This is a genomic window from bacterium (assembly GCA_016786595.1).
Lineage (GTDB): Bacteria > Bdellovibrionota_C > UBA2361 > SZUA-149 > JAEUWB01 > JAEUWB01.
This window is the reverse complement of record JAEUWB010000011.1, coordinates 1-17,423: the sequence shown is the minus strand read 5'-3', so window position 1 is coordinate 17,423 and position 17,423 is coordinate 1. Positions and strand designations below refer to the sequence as shown.

Sequence of the window (17,423 nt, the reverse complement as noted above, 5' to 3'; positions counted from 1 at the left end):
CCCTGATGTTTAGGTGAAGGATAAGACTAAGGGTAAGTATAAGTTCAAGCCGAAGAGTAAATACTACTATCAACAATATACTAAACTGCCCTATTTCAAAAAATGACGGCGAGCAATATTTAAAAATTCCGCAGAAAACATATCCATGCTACGCGCCAAAATGCGCACTTGCTGCATCACGTAGTTAAAAGCGATTGCCGCAGGAATAGCCGCAGCCAAACCAATTGCTGTCGCAATTAGCGCTTCGGAGATACCTGGTGCGACAGCTTGAATCGATGAGCTTTTAACCTTACTTAAGCCCATAAAGGCATTCATAATTCCCCAGACTGTGCCGAATAGCCCAATAAAGGGTGCGGCCGAGGCGGTTGTCGCTAAAAATGTTGTGCCATATTCGAGGCGCGTTACTTCTTCGGCTTTAGCCCGTTTCAATGCGCGCTCAATATTTTCAATATCACCAAAATCTGAAGGCTCACCCTTATTTGCCTGCGCCCGTAAAATCTGGGCAAGTTCACGGTGCCCAGCTGCAAAAACTGCCGCGACAGGACTTGAGGCAAGGCTTTGTGTTGAATCTGAAATTTGCGTCAGATTACGGCTGCCCCAGAAAATATCGCCGAATTTTTCAGACTGCGACTTTGCTTTGCGTAGCTGAAAAAACTTTGTAAAGACAATTCCCCAAGTCACCACTGACATCAAGGCTAAGATGAGCAGCACAAATTTTACTACTGTTCCGGCCTGCCAAATTAAATCCATAATCGAATGATCCATCGATAACGGCTGAGTTGCAGCTGCCGCATTATGCGCCAACTCAATCGCCCCCTCCGACACCAAAGCGGTATGCGCAAATGGGATCATTATTTGCGAACAGAAAAAATCAATCGTCTCAATCATAATACTCCAAATCGTAACTCGACAGTTTTAGCTAAACTGTCAAAGCGCAGAATCTACTATTATTATCTGCCTGGCTCAAAGTTTTTTGCATAATGAACATGAGTTTTGGCATTCAGTCTATACCCGTTGCCAAAAGTTTTTTCGGTTAACAAAACTTTCGTCAACGGGTATTTTTTATTTTCGTCCAGTAAAATCAGTTTACTGGACAATTAGACTTGTTAGCTAGATTACACTTAAACAGTGTGCATTTTGGCATTCAGTCTATACCCGTTGCCAAAAGCAGCTTGAATCAGCAAAGCTTTTGGCAAGTCGAGCAATCTATGCTAGGGAAGCTCTGCTTCAAAAGCATGCTTCTTGGCCTCCTTTTTGCCTCGAATGCAGGCCTTAAGCAAATAGAATCATTGTGTAAATATCTAGATTTATAAAAGAACTACGGAGTGCTCAAGATTATGGCTCTTAAATATGCAGTTAATGGTTTTGGTCGAATTGGTAGAAATATCGTGCGCCTGGCTGCGCAGGACCCAAGTATCAAGCTAGTTGCAATCAATGACCTAACCGACGCCCAAACCCTAGCACATCTTCTCAAGTATGACTCTGTGCACGGCAAAATGGCTGCAGAAATCTCAGCAACTGACAATTCAATTACTGTCAACGGTTCGACCATTAAAGTTACTGCAGAAAAAGACCCCAGCAAAGTCGGCTGGTCAAACTATGGGGCCGACGTGGTTTTAGAGTGCACCGGCGTTTTTACAGCAAAAGAAAAAGCTGCGGTCCATCTTGGTGGCAGTGTTAAAAAAGTCATCATCTCCGCACCGGCCAACGATTCAGATATTACCATGGTCTATGGAGTTAACCACAAAAACTATCAAGCATCTGAACATCATATTATTTCCAACGGCTCATGCACGACAAACTGCCTAGCACCGGTAGCAAAAGTAATCTTTGATAATTTTGGAATTGTTCGTGGAATGATGACCACAGTGCATTCCTATACAAACGATCAGCGCATTCTTGATTTACCACATAAAGACTTACGACGCGCGCGCGCAGCTGCGCTTTCGATGATCCCCACATCAACTGGTGCGGCAAAAGCGCTGGCATTGGTAATTCCGGAGCTAAAAGGCAAGCTCGATGGCTTGGCCGTGCGCGTGCCCACGCCCAATGTTTCGCTGGTGGATTTTGTCTGCGAAGTCGAGAAGGACGTAACGACAGAAGAAATCAACAAAGCTTTAATCACCGCTTCTGGCGGAAGCCTGCAAGGCGTTTTAGCTGTAACTGACGAGCCCCTTGTGAGTACGGACTTTAATGGTTCAACCTACTCTTCAACAGTCGATCTTTCGCAAACGATGGTACTCGGTAAGCGCATGGTCAAAGTTTTGAGCTGGTACGATAACGAAATGGGCTTTTCTAAGCGCATGATCGATGTGATGAAATTTATTACAGCTTAAATTGTAAAAACTCGGCACGACCACTGCATGCAAAAGCCAATTTTTATCGGTAACTGGAAGATGAATAAGTCTGGCGCGGAAGCTTGCCAGTACTTGGAGCGTTTTGCGCCAGCCGTAACAGCAGCAAAATTATCCGACCAAGCCGAGATTGTTTTAGCCGTACCATACACCTTAATAGAAACAATGCAGCGCGAGCTGACGCGGCACAAGGCGACAATCGCGCTTGCCGCGCAAAACGTACATTGGCTGCCATCTGGTGCACACACGGGTGAAATTTCTGCGCCGATGCTCAAAGAATTTGGGGTGTCTCATGTTTTAGTTGGACATTCAGAGCGCCGTCAATTTTATGGCGAAAGCGATGAAGGTGTTTTTAAGCGCGCTGAAGCTTGTCTTGGCGCAGGCTTAATCCCGATTATCTGCATCGGTGAAACAGGTGATGAGTATAAGCGTGGAATTTCACGTGAAGTTGTTTCCCTGCAGATTAAAAATGGAATTTCTAAACTCCCTAAGCCACAAGTTATACAAGCAATCATCGCTTATGAGCCGGTCTGGGCAATTGGCACTGGACTTTCGGCAACACCTGAAATCGCGGCACTGATGCATAGCCATATTCGTAGCGAATTGAATCAAGTTTTCGGACCAACATTGGGCGAGCAAATCCGTGTGATTTATGGTGGCTCAGCAAGTCGAGATAACGCACAACGGCTATGTAATTCACCTGAAATTGACGGTTTGCTACCAGGTGGGGCAAGTCTAGACGCAGATCATTTTTTAGATTTAATTAAAGCTGGCATAAAAAAACAATAAGACGAGATAACTATGGCTTCATTGATCACAACAATTCACATTTTTTGCGCGATTCTTTTAGTGCTGATTGTGCTCTTACAGCATGGACGTGGAGCCGATTTAGGTGCTTCATTTGGTGGCGGCAGCCAAACGTTATTTGGCGCAGGCGGCGCAGATAATCTTTTAATTCGTGTGACGACGATTTTAGCTCTTGTTTTTCTGACAACTTCTCTAGTGCTCGCACGTAGCACTGGGAAGGTCACTCCTTTAAACAACGGAAATTTATTTAAAACCACACCTACACAAACTACTCCCGCAGGCGAACCGGTCGCAAAAGACAAGCCACAAGCAACAAGCCCAACACCACAAGCTGAAGCAAGCACTGAGCCTGCAGCGCAAACTACTACAGCTACACCTGCTGAAACTGTCACTGTTGAGCCAGTTGTCGCTGCACCAGCAACAACTTCGGCAACTACACCGACAACTACTCCGGCAGCACAAGTTCCAGCTGAAAAACCTGCTGAAGCAGCGCCTGCCGGTCGATAAAGCACCTTCGATTCCAGTCCAGCGTCTGGCTTGAACTTTCCCTTAATCTGCTACGGGTATGTCGTAAAAGGTTAAGGCAAAGTTCAAGCCCAAGCCTAAGTAATTACAAATCAAATCCAAGACAAATTTGCTATTACACTTGCTTTATCTCTAGCCGCAGATTAAATCTATAGGCTATTCAATCCGCCCTGGTGTTGAAATTGGTAGACAAGCATGTTTGAGGGGCATGTGCCAGAAATGGCGTGGGAGTTCGAGTCTCCCCCAGGGCATTTCACTTTATCTCTTCTTGTTTTTTCAGTAGCTCGCTTGGAGCTTGGGGAGTGAAAAATGCGGCGCCGACAACCGCCTACTCGCGCGGTAAATTCAAACTCACTTCAATCCGTAAAAGGTCTTCAAATTGGCGTGCCACGATTTTAATCCACTGTTGATTTGCAGGCTTAGTGAAGAAATCATAAGCAGCCTGAGCCGAACATTCTATCTTGAGCACACCGTTTAGCGCGTCAGCTCTCGTCACGCTACGTGCGTGCTCTAAAAAGCCAAACTGCATCTTCGATTCGCACTCGGCACAGATTTTGTCCCAGAGAGGAAGTGTTGCACTTGTCATAACTTCAATTTTCCAACGCTAGAGTTATTATAGCTTATATCGGCAGTTCCAGGGGAGATCTAAAATTACAACTTAATATTAATTAAACCTTGATGTTCTACAAGGTTGTGCTATCTAAGGCAGCGTCAGATAGGAGCTTTTCAATATGAAAAAAATAATCACAATTGTCGCTCTCTGTGGATTAATTTCTGCATGCACTACGACAAAAACTACAACCACAACAACAACTACCCCAACTCAAGCCGCTCAAGCACCACAAATGTCTCATGAGCAAATGATGGCAGCTTGGGAAAAGGCTGGAACTCCGGGCGATGCTCATAAAACATTAAATGCCTTTGCTGGTAAATGGAATACGACAACTAAGTCTTATTACTCACCTGACGGAACCCCGGCAGTATCTAAAGGATCAGTTGAAAATTCTTGGATTCTAGGAGGACGCTTCTTACAGGAAAAATACAAAGGTCAGATGATGGGCAAACCGTTTGAAGGCTTAGCGCTAACTGGTTATGACAATTCTAAGGGTGCTTATGTCAGCACTTGGACTGATAACATGACAACTGGCGTGATGAATAGCACGGGAACGTTCGATCCACAGACCAAGACTTTTACTTATCTTGGATCTTACACTTGCCCAGTCACAGGCCAAACAATTTATTCGACAATGAAATCGCAACTAGTCAGTAACGATAAGCATATGTTCGAAATGTATGAAGCGTTTGATCCTAAAGGAGCAGATCAGCGTAAAGTACTTGAAATCGAATATACTCGCGCTGGTAAAGCAAAAGCAGCAACAAACTAACTGAGTTTGCATCTAAGCGAAGCGGGTGCAGCAATTAATTGCTGCACCCGCTTTTTATTTCGAGAATAAAAAGGAGCTGGCTGGTAATCTGGGAAACCTCCTTTGAAAACCAGCCAACTTAGATTGCAGCATTTACTTGAAGCCCTTCATCGCGATCATGGAATTTCTTACTGCGTGGAGACTTTCCTGAGAGCAGCTTAAATGCAATCGCTGGATCGCTCCGATCAACGAAAGCATTACGACACTCTCCAGGAACTTCACTTCCATGAGGTTTCATCGCCAAGCGTAGTGAGCGCTGGAACGATGTAGCCAGATGAGGATCTCCAGCAGGAATGAGACTGAGCACGATAATCGAGGGTTTTCTCACATCGCCATGCGACCACTCAATACGCCTTGCCCCCACACCAATCACGACTAAAGGTGCTGTGAGACCTTCAACTTCAAGGTAAGGAAAAGCAATACGCGTAAAAGTAATCGACGGGGTTTCTTCCTCGCGCTCTAGGATCGCAAGCAGAGCTGCATATTTGTTCTCGATCAACTTGTCAATTTCAGGACGTTGCTCGAAGATCCTGGCAAGCAAGAGTTCCATGGCGTCTCGCATTGTCACTGACCGCTCGGTATTACTGCCGATGAAGACGATTTGATCGTCAACCAAGCTAGCGCGTAACCTCGCACCATCAATGCTCCCGACCATGCGATCGAGTGCAAGCGAAACGCCACTTGATGAAACCATGACTGAAACCAAAATCGCCACAAAAACTGCATCGGGAATGAGCCCAGCAGTTCGTGCAACCTCAGCAACGGCTACTCGCGTTACGCCACCCGGCAAGAAACCAACACAAAGAGCATGACGCTCCCAGCGGTGCATCTTGACAAAAAGTAGTGGCAAGTAGGTTCCAACGTATTTCGCCAATATCGACAGCCCGAGCACGAAAAGCACAAGGGCTAAGTCGAAACTCTTTGCTAGGTCGACCCGTAGGCCAATCCAGACGAAAAACAGCGGAACTCCAATCTCTTTGAGTAGACGCGTCTGTCTTTCGACCATTTCTTCAGTGACGATTTTACTCGAGGACAACGCAAGTCCTGCAGTGAAAAACCCGAACATCGGATTCAAACCCAGCAGATACATCACGCCAACCCAAGCAAAAACTAACCCGATCGTCCACGGCGAGAGTGCATCAAAGCCTTGCTGCTTGTTGATTTTCTGGAGAAACGCTTCAGCCAACTTCTGGCCAAGCGTTAACGAGAAGACGCAAGCGCAAAGTGTGACACTAACCGTAATCCATGGGCTCATGCCGGCTTTACTGGGAGCGGTGATTCCGATCAGTACCGAAACTGCACCCCAGGCGATAACTTCGTTTAACGCGTAGCCACTCAGCAAGGTCGAGGCATAGTCACTGCGACTTAGTCCCAAATCTCCGAGCATACGCACGACTACTACCATAGCTGCAATGGCCATGATGCAAGCCATAAATGCTGCGAAAGCAATGTGTTTGCCCTGAGCAATTACGATGATCTGATTTTGCAAACAGATTAGCGTCCCGACGAAGGCAATGGCGCCTGTGATTATGGCTCCAAGCCCACCTGTTAGGAAGGCAACTTTCCCCGTGCGCATAATGCTTTTGATGTTGACATCGTAGCCTGCCTCGTAAAGCAGCATGAAGACAGCAAGCCAAGCAACGCCTTGCAAGATCGTAGCCTCGGTTGACCCTGGTGTAGGAAGCAACCGTTCAAACTGGTCGTGGGGCAATATTTTGCCCAAAATAGTCGGTCCAAGGAAGACTCCGGCAGCAATATCGCAAACCAGATTCGGGACCTTGAAGCGTGCAAGTAAGAACCGAAGCGTCAACGCTCCGATCATCATTACGGCGATGCCAAGGATCATGATTGCCAGCGTGTCTTTCGACACGGATCCTTGAGCGGCAGCTCCTCCTGCTAGTGCGGGAACTGCAAATGAGCAGAGTATCGCACAAGCGATGAGTTTATACTTCATTGTTTTCACCTAGGCCCTTGTGGCCGAGTTGGTTTTCTTGCGTCCCTCTAGACACACGAAAGCAAGCAGACAAAACCTGTGTTATTACCAGCCTGCTTCCGTAATTTGTAAAACACGGTGAAAATAGATCTGCAGAATTTTTAGAAATACCGAAGCAGGTGTAGCACTTCTACTCGAAAAAAAAATTTAAAAGCGACCAACACTGCATAACTGTCAGCACCGGTCGCTTAGGGAAGCACTATATACTAGCCTATAAATTGACATTAATCTAGTGCGGGTATATAAACGCAATCAATACGAGTAGTTGTCATCTTATTGCGGCCCATAAATACTGCTTTATAGGTCGCAAGTAAACCAATCAAAGGTTTTCAAATCCAAGTGCGATCCTAGTTAAACAGAGAAAATGAAAATCATACGACTCGTCAACAATTCTTGGAGCGAGTCGCAAGGCGCGCTTGGAACAGGAAATTTCGTCAACTTCAAGGGAGAAAAGAACAGCACTGTTTACGTTCCCGAGCTTCGTTACCAGACTGAAATTCACGACCCGGCCAAGCCGGTGATTGTTTTTATCCCTGGAGCTGAAGCACCTACGACTTTCGGCGATATACCAAACTGGTTAGTTGAGCTCGGCTACGATGTATTTGTCGCGCCCTTGGCAGGATTTGGCACCCGCCCTGAGCGACTTAGATATCTAACCGATCGCGACATCAGCGTTCAATTAGAAAAGGACCTAACCTCCCTACTTGAGCACTCACGCTACGTCAGTGAGGGAGTAACAAGCGTATACATCGTTGCTGCATCTTATGGAGCTCTGCAAGCGGTTAATTTGGCTAGTAAGCAGTTTGCCCGAACAAACTTTCTTGGTCGCCACATGCGCATCGTTGGTATGCACTTACTGTCGCCAGCATTCGAGCTGAAGGACTGGAGAGTGAGCATCCTGAGGCGGACCTATAAGTTCAAGCCACTTTACGGACTACTTTGTATGCTTTTCTTACACGGCAAAGAAAATACGTTGAAGTGGTATTGTTCCCGGGCGAATCAAGCTGAATTGTCAAGATTCTGCACGGCGCATTGGGTTTACCCATATTTACCACGGAGCTTCTTCGGTGAATATATTTCAACTGCGTGCCTTGCACAAAAACTGTTCAAGTCGTTGCGTTGCCGCGTGACTGTGTTCTATGGAAGAAAGGATGTGCTTGTGAGAGCACGTCCGGACCTACTCAACAATACAGACACAACAACAACTTTTCTAGAAAATTCTGGGCATTTTGTTTGCCTGGACAACTCCAGTAGAGAAGTAAGAGAGAGCATTAAAAGCCATGTCGAGCGGTCTGTCTGGTGGCATGAACGAAGTTACGGGGGGAGATGAGAATACTCAGCTCCTCCCGTATTTCTTTTTATTAATAACTATTATGGTTTAACGTTTACTTGCGATCGTGTTAATTTTGCTCCAACTTAGCGCTTGCGCGGGCGGCGAATTTTTTTCCAAACAAGTTGTGACGTTGTCGAATTCTTACGGGCGGTTTGTGCAGCGTCGCGGTAACGCTTAAGCCCCAATCTTAAATATTCAGCGTCAATATTGAGACATTGACACACATTATCGAAGCTGAACACGTAAGCAATGTCACGTGTCGTAATCCATTGTGCTGCTTCAGAACCATCATCAGTTCCGGCATGCACGTGGGCGATATATGCTTCTATTCCGTCGGCAAGTATTGCTGCCATTAAGCCCCTTTCCCCACCTACAAACCCCTGCCCATCTACCGCCTCAAATTGGCTTGGCAAAATAACGTCCGGCTCAAGAAGGTTGGTTAATACTGCTGCCCCACCAGTGCTAAATTCATTCCCGGCGCTTGTGGCATTGATTGTACTCATGGTTTTAACCCTCCTTGACTTTGGTTTTCTTAAAACCCCTATAAAACCGCGCTTAAAACCGCTTTGTTTTTTATGTTCTTGATGCATGTACTAGCACTCTCAAAGATAAAGAAAAGAAAAATCTGTAGAATGAACGCTCACTTACGGCAAAAATCTGTAGAATGATTATTCACGGCGCTGACTCACTTCGAGAGCACAAATGAATTCGTTTATTAATTACGATCTATCAATCAAATTTGTCTTACTGAGTGAACAGATTGCCGCGTCGTATTGAGACAGAGTCTCAATACTCCTCGCAATGACACAGATTCCGTTGATCACTTGGAAATTTTAGATTGATTGCAGAGTCAGAGGTTGTGGCGATGTCGCATAACGGAAATTGCGAGGACCGTAAAATTTGTTATACGTTCGAAGTCGAGCCAATGTCGAGCGAACGGGATTTTTTTGATGCCGACTTTATTGTAATAAACGAGGCGGAGAAAAAATTTCCCGTTCAGAAGAGATTGGTCGAGATCGAACGTATAACTAGTCTGAAAGGCAGGCGTGGACGGCGCGTGATAGATCCTCAACCGAGAATGGCTTATGAATAAACCCTTTACCTCCAGCATCAAGCACAGCTTGCGCGCGTTTTTCACTAACAAATCCACTCATCAAGAGAACTTTTTGCGTGGGCACAAGTTCGCGTGCTCTGCGAAAGACTTCTTCGCCTGACATCTTGGGCATCATCATATCAAGTAAAATCAAGTCGAAAGCAGTGTCTTTGAGTTTTTCAAGTCCAGCAATTCCATCAGCAGCAGTTTCTACGAGGTAACCGAAATGTTCTAAACTACGCTGCACAACTTGGCGCACAACTTGCTCATCATCAATCACAAGGACTTTGCCCTGCCCTTGATTAGTACTAACTCGCGCTGAAGCATCCTCTTTAGTTGGAACCGAGGTTAAGGAGCTAACGCTAGTAGAGGCGGCTTGCATTGCCGGGAAATAAACATGAAATTGAGCTCCACGACCTGCGTCTGAAGTTACTTCAATTGCGCCTTTCATACCCTCAACCACACGCTTGACAGTGGCCAAACCTAAACCAGTTCCATTGGCATCTTTGGTTGTGAAAAATGGTTCAAAGATTTTCGCCTTAATTTCTTCAGAGATCCCTGTGCCGTTATCGATCACTGAGAGCCGGATATATTCTCCGGGATTTAAAACGACTTGCCCGCGAGTTTCACTCGTATCAACTATGACTTTGGCCAGAAAAACGTCCACTCGGCCACCTTGCGGCAGCGCATCGCGGGCATTAACCAATAAATTCATGAGCACTTGGCTAAGTTTGCCTTCATCGCCATAGACCGTAAAACCACTCCCGACCAAGTGGCTTTCAATCGAAATTGTCGGCGGCAACGCTCCACGGATTAGCGCTAGGCTGGTGCGTACGACTTGTGACAATTCAATTGGCTTAAGTTCTGTTTTTTCATCTCGCGCAAACGACAAAACTTGCCCAGTTAAGGCAGCAGCGCGCTTGGCGCCCTCTTCAATCGCTAGTAGCGATTCGACCAGAGCTGGATCTTTTGAGAAAGACAATCTCAAAAACGAGACGTGGCCCAGAATCCCTGTGAGGATATTGTTTAAGTCGTGAGCAACGCTTCCTGCGATTGATCCGATTCGTTCCAAATGCAAAGTTGAACGACGGCGCTGCCCTTTTTCACGCCCGAAGAGAAATAAAACCGTTTCTTGATCAAATGGTAAAATGCTGAGGAGTTGCGCTTCTTCTTCGCCTTCGACTTCAACCAGCCCAGACCATTCGTGGTCGACTTTTATTTTTCCACCATCAACGGGTGTCACGAGTGCTACAATATTGAGTTGATCCTGAATTGCTGGAATAGCAACTTCCAAGACGCGATTCCGCGCAACCACTATCCCAGCCTTGGTCACAATTGCCGCAGGCAGAGTAAAGAAATCTATGATTTTCTTTGTATGCAAACCCGAAATCCTAATATAAAGACTACAAAAATCAGCAGCTATCGACTGATATAGAACTATTATATCACCAGTTTTCAATAATTTACGAAAGTTTTATCAAGATGAACTACGCTGCAGTTTTATATTGATAGAACTCGCTTCTCGTAGTAGCAATCAGTGGATAGGGTTAGTTAGTTTTATCAAGTCCTAGGGGGCCTTATGGGCGCAGCACTAAAAGGCGTTGTTAAGTGGTTTAATGATGCTAAGGGATACGGTTTTATCACCCACGAAAGTGGCAGTGATGTGTTCGTTCATTTTTCAGTGATTGAAAGCGATGGTTTTAAAACACTTAAAGACGGAGAGGAAGTTGAATACGAACTAAGTGAAGGTGAAAAAGGCCTTCATGCGGCTTGCGTCAGGCGCACTAATCAACCAATCGAAAAAATTTCCGAACTAAAAATTGAAGTCGACGCTACAAATACAATTAGCGGCAGTCATTTGTCTGAAGATCTGACAAACTTTAGCTCGTCAGAACAGAGTTCGATTTTAGACAATAAAACTGAGTCAAATTCATAAGCTTAAAATTATGCCCATCAAGCCAATCTATCGTGTATTAAGTTTATGGCTTTGTATCTATTTGAGCAGTTGCTCTAGCGGCTCCGACAGCGCGACTCCGAAAAATGATGCCTGTGGCATCATTGGGCTTAAAAGTATCCAAACAAAGATTGTAAATGGCACAGCTTGCGCCGATGGCAGATCGCCAATTGTAATGATCTCTACGACGGACCTAGGACTGACGAATTCAGACATTTGCACAGGCACTTTAATCTCAGCAAATGCTGTGATCACTGCTGGCCATTGTGTTCCACTAGAACCTGCTGGAGTTTCAGTTGTCGTACAAGGCAGAAACGTTAGTGCGAGAGAAATTCGCGTGCACCCACAGTATCGAGTCGACCAGGGGCAAGGCTTAGTTTACTTCGATGTCGCAATAATTTTTCTCAAAGAAGCTATTAGCTTACCAACCTTACCAATCGTTGCCTCGCAACAGTTAAATGGAAATGAAATATTTTCAATCTATGGGTACGGTCTTGACGAGAAGAATCGATCTGGGCAACTTCGCAGTGGCCAAATTCTTGCCACAAGCATTACCCCAACACATCTTTTTCATGACTTTGATGGGATTGGTTCAAATACCTGTGGTGGAGATTCCGGAGGACCACTTGTGTTTACCTTCACCAATGAAAGTGGAATTACTAGAAGCGGTCTTGTCGGATTGACCTCAACCGGAACGGATCTCGAATGCCGCCCAGGAGATAGCGCTTCCTATACAAATTTACAAAACCCGGAGATCTTAAGTTTTATCCTCGGCAACGTTAGAGCAGCTCAAACTATTTAACTATCTTTGCTCGATTTAGCGCATCATGCCGCGCCATTTCAGTAATCTGCTTCTGCAACTCAGCAATCTTGCGATAGACTAAAAGAAATAAAAAGAGTGCAAACAAGCAAAATAGGTACAATAATAAATCAGCCCCCCTACCTACCCCCACTACTATTGCAATTTGCGTTGTCAAGTTCGGAAAGGCAACAAAAGTTACACAGACCAATAAAAAAATAAGCACCAATATTCGATCGAAAATTTGAGACCTAAAAATCCTCAAATATGCAAGAAACATACATACTAGTAATGTAAGTAATAATAGCTTGATTGGACTCATAAATTATTTTCTAAGAGATTCGGTAACGCTGTCCCAAACAATATTAATTGCTTCGCGCGCATGCTGTCCTTTGCTAAGCGAGTAATCTGTATAAATTATTCTCACGGGAATTTCTTTATAACGCAAACGTTTCTCTTTAATTCGTGCCAAAATCTGAGAGGCATGCGCCATACGATTTTGCGTTATTTTCAGCTGCGCGGCAGCACTTGCAGTAAAAGCGCGAAATCCATTATGTGTGTCAGAAATGGCAAGCCCAGTTGTAATTTTCGTAAGAAAGGTAGCCAACTTGAGGAGTATTCTGCGCTGCTTTGGCATATCCGTCACGCTTGCTCCAGCACAAAAACGACTGCCCAGGCAAAGGTCAACATCCCCCGTGATTAAAGGGGAAATTAAATCTGGAATACAAGTATAGTCATGCTGACCATCGGCATCAAAAGTTACAAGATACTTTGCTCCGTGCGAGAGCGCATACTCAATACCTGTTTGCAATGCTGCGCCTTGGCCTAAGTTAATCGGATGCCGGCATAAATGCACTCCTGTCAAATTTGTAACTTGCATTGGCGTTTGATCGCTGGAGCAGTCGTCGACAACGACCACAGAATAACCAGCACCAATAAGTGGGATAAGGACTGATTGAATAACAGTTGCTTCATTATATGCAGGCACTATAATCCAAACTTGATGAAAATCGATTTTATGTATTACTTTGGAATGCATATTAACAGAGTCAAGCTTAGTAATGAAATTCAAAGCTAATTGGGCATTTAACGTAGTTTCTTTTTCACTCTTATTTTCGGCTCTTATATTTGCCTACTCTAACCACTTTTACAACCCATTTCATTTCGATGATTTCCATACCATAGCTGATAATGTTGCGATTAGATCTTTAGAAAATTGGCCAGCTTTTTTTAGCGATCCCAAGACCTTTAGCACCATACCCTCACATCAGAGTTACCGACCAATTATCACGCTCTCACTGGCAATTGATTACGCCTTAAGTGATAAAATTAGCACGTTACAGTTTCATATCTCGATGTTTATCGTATATCTAGCACAATTAGTACTAATCTACCTATTTTTTAAGCATTTACTGATTCTCTCTGGATATCAAGCAGCAGCAAAAATTGCCTTAATCGGAACAGCAATATACGGACTTCATACTGCTAACGCTGAAACTTTGAATTATATCATTTCTCGCTCTGACTTGTATTCCACATTTTTTTTAGTTCTTGCATTTTGCCTCTACCAATATCGGGCCTATCTATTACTACGCTGTTTATCTCTTTTAGCGCTAGGCCTTGCAGTGCTGTCAAAAGAAGCGGCAGCAATGTACCCTGCGTTGCTGGTCGCATATATTCTACTTTTCGATCAGCAACAGCATTTGCAGCTTAATTCCAAATTAATCAAAATACTTTTTGCTTGCATCTGGCGAACGCTGCCGGAATTTCTAGTTGGTTTCGGATTATTGGGATTTAGTTTACACATGTCGCCTCATTGGGAGCCAGGCGGCACATCACGCTTAGATTATCTTCAAACTCAGATCTATATTATCGCACACTATATCTTTACTTTCTTCGCTCCGGTAAATTTATCTGCAGATTCTGATTTCGAGTTAATCAGAAGTCCAACTGACACAAGGATTTTCCTCGGGACTTTATTACTGCTTTCCATCTTAACATACGCAATTAGATGCTCAAGAATTTCTAAGTTACGACCAGTTAGTTTTGGTATTGCTTGGTTTTTTTTAACGCTATGCCCCACCTCTTCAATTATTCCACTCGCCGAAGTGCAGAATGATCATCGTATTTTTTTACCTTACATCGGGCTGACGCTAGCAGTCACAGTCAGCTTTACGCATCTACTGACGTGGATTAGTGCGCACTACAGGATCAACAATTCAAAGATTCGAATGACTGTAACCGCTTTCCTGATCATATTCTTTTCCCTACACGTTTATAGCATTCGGCAGCGTAATCGAGTCTGGAGTTCTGCTGAAGCTTTATGGTTTGACGTGGCAACTAAAAGTCCTAAAAATGGTCGGGGCCTTATGAATTACGGCCTATCACAAATGGAAAAAGGAAATTATGCAATCGCTGAAGATTACTTTATGCGTGCGTTGATTCTCACACCTAACTATTCAACACTACATATTAATTTAGGAATTCTTTACAGTGCCCAAAACAAAAGCGATCAAGCAGAAATGTATTTCTCCCGGGCAATACAATTAAATCCGTCTGAGCCAAGCGCTTATTATTACTATGCCCGTTGGTTAGCCTCGATAAATCGTCGGTCGGAAGCCCTATCTAAGCTCGAAGAGGCTCTACGCTTGAGTCCAAATTATGCTGATGCAATCGAACTGAAAAAGTTATTGTTACAATCAAGTTAGTTAAACTTTTAGAATCAGCAACATGGAGCTTTAAAATTTACTTTTTTGTGTTTTTGATATCATTCAATATGCTCATTGGCTCAGCATTCGAGACTGCTGAAGACTCTTTAGGAATACCATCGCAGCAATACTTACAATTAACAAACCAATTACCTTCGGGGACGTTTTCAAAAACAAAGGTATTTTTGTCATCTCCCTGGAGGCTTTTAATGACGCTGCCATCTTGGTCATTGATTAACGAGATATCAGAAACGTCACGGTTCGGATCATTACTTGGCGACAAGGCTACTGTTAGATTGCGGCCATGACCATAGTGCAATCCTTGAATACACTCGCCATTCACGCTGATAGCTGCAGCATCAATAACAGGCATAAGCATGCAAACTATAAGAATCATTGATGATTTATTTTTCATATAAACCCTTAGCTAAACTTATTTTGGGCAGCATAAAATTTCCACGCCAAGAATCCAGTTACCGCTGCGACAAACACGATCTGAAGTGATTTGCAAGCCGTAGGGTATAGCTGTTGAGCTAGTTGGTCGCATTTCGTGATGGACAGCCCCGACGCAGGTTGCTGATGTAGTTGGCGTACGCATAACCCCAGAAACCATCCATTCGTTTGTCGTATCATCACAATCAACGGCAACTGTTCTCAAGCTATTTGAGGAAGACGACGATCCATCGAGAACTTTTCTATAGCAACTGCCCGTATTGATTAAGCCAGTCGCACCTGTTGCACCGGTAGCGCCCGTTGCGCCGGTTGCTCCGGTAGCTCCAGTTGCACCTGTTGCTCCGTTTGTTCCTGCTGTGCCTGTCGCACCCGTTGCACCTGTTGCACCGGTAGCTCCGGTTGCGCCGTTTGTTCCTGCTGTGCCAGTTGCACCTGTTGCTCCGTTTGTTCCTGCTGTGCCTGTCGCACCCGTTGCACCTGTTGCACCTGTTGCGCCCGTTGCACCGGTAGCTCCGTTAGTTCCTGCTGTGCCTGTTGCACCCGTTGCGCCGGTTGCTCCAGTTGCGCCGTTAGTTCCTGCTGTGCCTGTCGCACCCGTTGCACCTGTTGCACCAGTAGCTCCAGTTGCGCCGTTAGTTCCTGCTGTGCCAGTTGCACCTGTTGCACCCGTTACGCCTGTTGCGCCCGTTGCCCCTGTTGCGCCCGTTGCCCCTGTTGCGCCCGTTGCACCGGTAGCTCCGTTAGTTCCTGCTGTGCCTGTCGCACCCGTTGCTCCGGTTGTGCCAGTTGCGCCGGTAGCGCCAGTTGCACCATTTGTTCCTGCTGTGCCTGTTGCGCCTGTTGCCCCTGTTGCACCCGTTGCGCCGGTAGCTCCAGTTGCGCCGTTAGTTCCTGCTGTGCCAGTTGCACCTGTTGCACCCGTTACGCCTGTTGCGCCCGTTGCTCCATTTGCTCCGGTTGCACCAGTTGCTCCTGTAGCTCCGTTAGTTCCTGCTGTGCCTGTCGCACCCGTTGCACCTGTTGCACCGGTAGCTCCAGTTGCACCGTTTGTTCCTGCTGTGCCAGTTGCGCCTGTTGCCCCAGTTGCGCCTGTTGCCCCTGTTGCGCCCGTTGCGCCGGTAGCTCCGTTAGTTCCTGCTGTGCCTGTCGCACCCGTTGCTCCGGTTGTGCCAGTTGCGCCGGTAGCGCCAGTTGCACCGTTTGTTCCTGCTGTGCCTGTCGCACCCGTTGCTCCGGTTGTGCCAGTTGCGCCGGTAGCGCCAGTTGCACCGTTTGTTCCTGCTGTGCCAGTTGCGCCTGTTGCCCCTGTTGCGCCGGTAGCTCCAGTAGCTCCGTTTGTTCCTGCTGTGCCTGTTGCACCTGTTGCACCCGTTACGCCTGTTACGCCTGTTGCGCCCGTTGCTCCATTTGCTCCGGTTGCACCAGTTGCTCCGGTTGTGCCAGTTGCGCCGGTAGCGCCAGTTGCACCATTTGTTCCTGCTGTGCCAGTTGCACCTGTTGCACCGGTAGCTCCAGTTGCACCATTTGTTCCTGCTGTACCAGTTGCGCCTGTTGCGCCCGTTGCGCCGGTAGCTCCAGTAGCTCCGTTTGTTCCTGCTGTGCCAGTTGCACCCGTTGCTCCGGTTGCACCTGTAGCTCCATTTGTTCCTGCTGTACCAGTTGCGCCGGTGGCTCCTGTTGTGCCAGTGGCACCATTTGTTCCTGCTGTGCCTGTCGCGCCAGTTGCACCTGTTGCGCCAGTGGCTCCGTTTGTTCCTGCTGTGCCTGTTGCGCCAGTTGCTCCGGTAGCTCCAGTTGCTCCGTTAGTTCCATTCGTTCCGGTTGCACCAGTTGCCCCTGTTGCACCCGTTACGCCTGTTGCGCCGGTGGCTCCTGTTGCGCCAGTGGCTCCGGTAGATCCAGATGAGCCGTTAGTGCCATTCGATCCGGTTGCACCAGTTGCGACGGTTGAGCCGGTGGCTCCGGTTGCTCCTGGTGGGC

Annotated in this window: 17 protein-coding genes and 1 tRNA gene; 9 read left to right on the top strand and 9 right to left on the bottom strand. The window is 46.1% G+C overall.

Annotated features, from left to right (window positions below):
- Nucleotides 1-90 precede the first annotated feature (90 nt).
- Nucleotides 91-750, bottom strand: coding sequence for a protein TolQ (tolQ, locus tag JNK13_02550; GenBank protein ID MBL7661610.1), 660 nt, complete (start codon nucleotides 748-750; stop codon nucleotides 91-93).
- 587 nt (nucleotides 751-1,337) lie between these two features.
- On the opposite strand from tolQ, the gene gap reads away from it, so the two are divergent.
- The 4 genes from gap to JNK13_02530 all read left to right on the top strand — a co-directional run bounded on the left by gap (nucleotide 1,338) and on the right by JNK13_02530 (nucleotide 3,937).
- On the top strand, nucleotides 1,338-2,336 hold the full coding sequence (gap, locus tag JNK13_02545) for a type I glyceraldehyde-3-phosphate dehydrogenase (protein MBL7661609.1): 999 nt from the start codon (nucleotides 1,338-1,340) through the stop codon (nucleotides 2,334-2,336).
- A gap of 27 nt (nucleotides 2,337-2,363) precedes the next feature.
- The gene (locus JNK13_02540) at nucleotides 2,364-3,143 is read left to right on the top strand and encodes a triose-phosphate isomerase (GenBank protein ID MBL7661608.1); all 780 of its coding nucleotides are present in this window, start codon (nucleotides 2,364-2,366) and stop codon (nucleotides 3,141-3,143) included.
- 12 nt (nucleotides 3,144-3,155) lie between these two features.
- Nucleotides 3,156-3,668 (top strand): preprotein translocase subunit SecG, encoded by a 513-nt coding sequence (gene secG / locus JNK13_02535; protein ID MBL7661607.1) that lies wholly within the window; start codon nucleotides 3,156-3,158, stop codon nucleotides 3,666-3,668.
- A 185-nt stretch (nucleotides 3,669-3,853) separates the two neighbouring features.
- Nucleotides 3,854-3,937, top strand: a tRNA-Leu gene (locus tag JNK13_02530).
- 77 nt (nucleotides 3,938-4,014) lie between these two features.
- On the opposite strand, the gene JNK13_02525 is transcribed toward JNK13_02530, so the two are convergent.
- A complete protein-coding gene (locus JNK13_02525) occupies nucleotides 4,015-4,272 on the bottom strand; it encodes a hypothetical protein (GenBank protein MBL7661606.1) in 258 nt (85 codons plus the stop codon).
- A 145-nt stretch (nucleotides 4,273-4,417) separates the two neighbouring features.
- Between JNK13_02525 and JNK13_02520 the strand changes: the two genes are divergently transcribed.
- Nucleotides 4,418-5,071 carry a DUF1579 domain-containing protein gene (locus tag JNK13_02520; GenBank protein ID MBL7661605.1) on the top strand — a complete coding sequence of 218 codons (654 nt, stop codon included), beginning with the start codon at nucleotides 4,418-4,420 and terminating at the stop codon, nucleotides 5,069-5,071.
- 118 nt (nucleotides 5,072-5,189) lie between these two features.
- Here the strand turns inward: JNK13_02520 and JNK13_02515 are convergent, their stop codons facing one another.
- Entirely contained in the window at nucleotides 5,190-7,064 is a 1,875-nt protein-coding gene (locus tag JNK13_02515; protein ID MBL7661604.1) for a cation:proton antiporter, read from the bottom strand.
- A 403-nt stretch (nucleotides 7,065-7,467) separates the two neighbouring features.
- Here JNK13_02515 and JNK13_02510 point away from each other — a divergent pair, with 403 nt between their 5' ends.
- Nucleotides 7,468-8,433: an alpha/beta hydrolase gene (locus tag JNK13_02510; GenBank protein MBL7661603.1), complete on the top strand. Its 966-nt coding sequence runs from the start codon at nucleotides 7,468-7,470 to the stop codon at nucleotides 8,431-8,433.
- Nucleotides 8,434-8,519: 86 nt separating this feature from the next.
- On the opposite strand, the gene JNK13_02505 is transcribed toward JNK13_02510, so the two are convergent.
- Together JNK13_02505 and JNK13_02500 are read right to left on the bottom strand one after the other, a co-directional pair.
- Nucleotides 8,520-8,939, bottom strand: a complete 420-nt coding sequence (locus JNK13_02505) for a hypothetical protein (protein MBL7661602.1) — start codon at nucleotides 8,937-8,939, stop codon at nucleotides 8,520-8,522.
- Between the two features lie 525 nt (nucleotides 8,940-9,464).
- Nucleotides 9,465-10,910, bottom strand: a complete 1,446-nt coding sequence (locus tag JNK13_02500; GenBank protein ID MBL7661601.1) for a response regulator — start codon at nucleotides 10,908-10,910, stop codon at nucleotides 9,465-9,467.
- A 198-nt stretch (nucleotides 10,911-11,108) separates the two neighbouring features.
- Between JNK13_02500 and JNK13_02495 the strand changes: the two genes are divergently transcribed.
- Together JNK13_02495 and JNK13_02490 are read left to right on the top strand one after the other, a co-directional pair.
- On the top strand, nucleotides 11,109-11,465 hold the full coding sequence (locus JNK13_02495; GenBank protein ID MBL7661600.1) for a cold shock domain-containing protein: 357 nt from the start codon (nucleotides 11,109-11,111) through the stop codon (nucleotides 11,463-11,465).
- Nucleotides 11,466-11,475: 10 nt separating this feature from the next.
- The gene (locus tag JNK13_02490; GenBank protein MBL7661599.1) at nucleotides 11,476-12,285 is read left to right on the top strand and encodes a trypsin-like serine protease; all 810 of its coding nucleotides are present in this window, start codon (nucleotides 11,476-11,478) and stop codon (nucleotides 12,283-12,285) included.
- Here JNK13_02490 and JNK13_02485 read toward each other — a convergent pair.
- Together JNK13_02485 and JNK13_02480 are read right to left on the bottom strand one after the other, a co-directional pair.
- Nucleotides 12,278-12,604, bottom strand: a complete 327-nt coding sequence (locus tag JNK13_02485; protein MBL7661598.1) for a DUF2304 domain-containing protein — start codon at nucleotides 12,602-12,604, stop codon at nucleotides 12,278-12,280. The genes JNK13_02490 and JNK13_02485 overlap by 8 nt on opposite strands.
- A 3-nt stretch (nucleotides 12,605-12,607) precedes the next feature.
- Nucleotides 12,608-13,321, bottom strand: a complete 714-nt coding sequence (locus JNK13_02480) for a glycosyltransferase family 2 protein (protein MBL7661597.1) — start codon at nucleotides 13,319-13,321, stop codon at nucleotides 12,608-12,610.
- 22 nt (nucleotides 13,322-13,343) lie between these two features.
- On the opposite strand from JNK13_02480, the gene JNK13_02475 reads away from it, so the two are divergent.
- Nucleotides 13,344-14,990 carry a tetratricopeptide repeat protein gene (locus JNK13_02475; GenBank protein MBL7661596.1) on the top strand — a complete coding sequence of 549 codons (1,647 nt, stop codon included), beginning with the start codon at nucleotides 13,344-13,346 and terminating at the stop codon, nucleotides 14,988-14,990.
- Nucleotides 14,991-15,027: 37 nt separating this feature from the next.
- Here JNK13_02475 and JNK13_02470 read toward each other — a convergent pair whose 3' ends face one another.
- The gene (locus JNK13_02470) at nucleotides 15,028-15,405 is read right to left on the bottom strand and encodes a hypothetical protein (protein ID MBL7661595.1); all 378 of its coding nucleotides are present in this window, start codon (nucleotides 15,403-15,405) and stop codon (nucleotides 15,028-15,030) included.
- Nucleotides 15,406-15,423: 18 nt separating this feature from the next.
- On the bottom strand, nucleotides 15,424-17,423 hold a 2,000-nt coding region (locus JNK13_02465), incomplete at its 5' end, for a hypothetical protein (protein ID MBL7661594.1).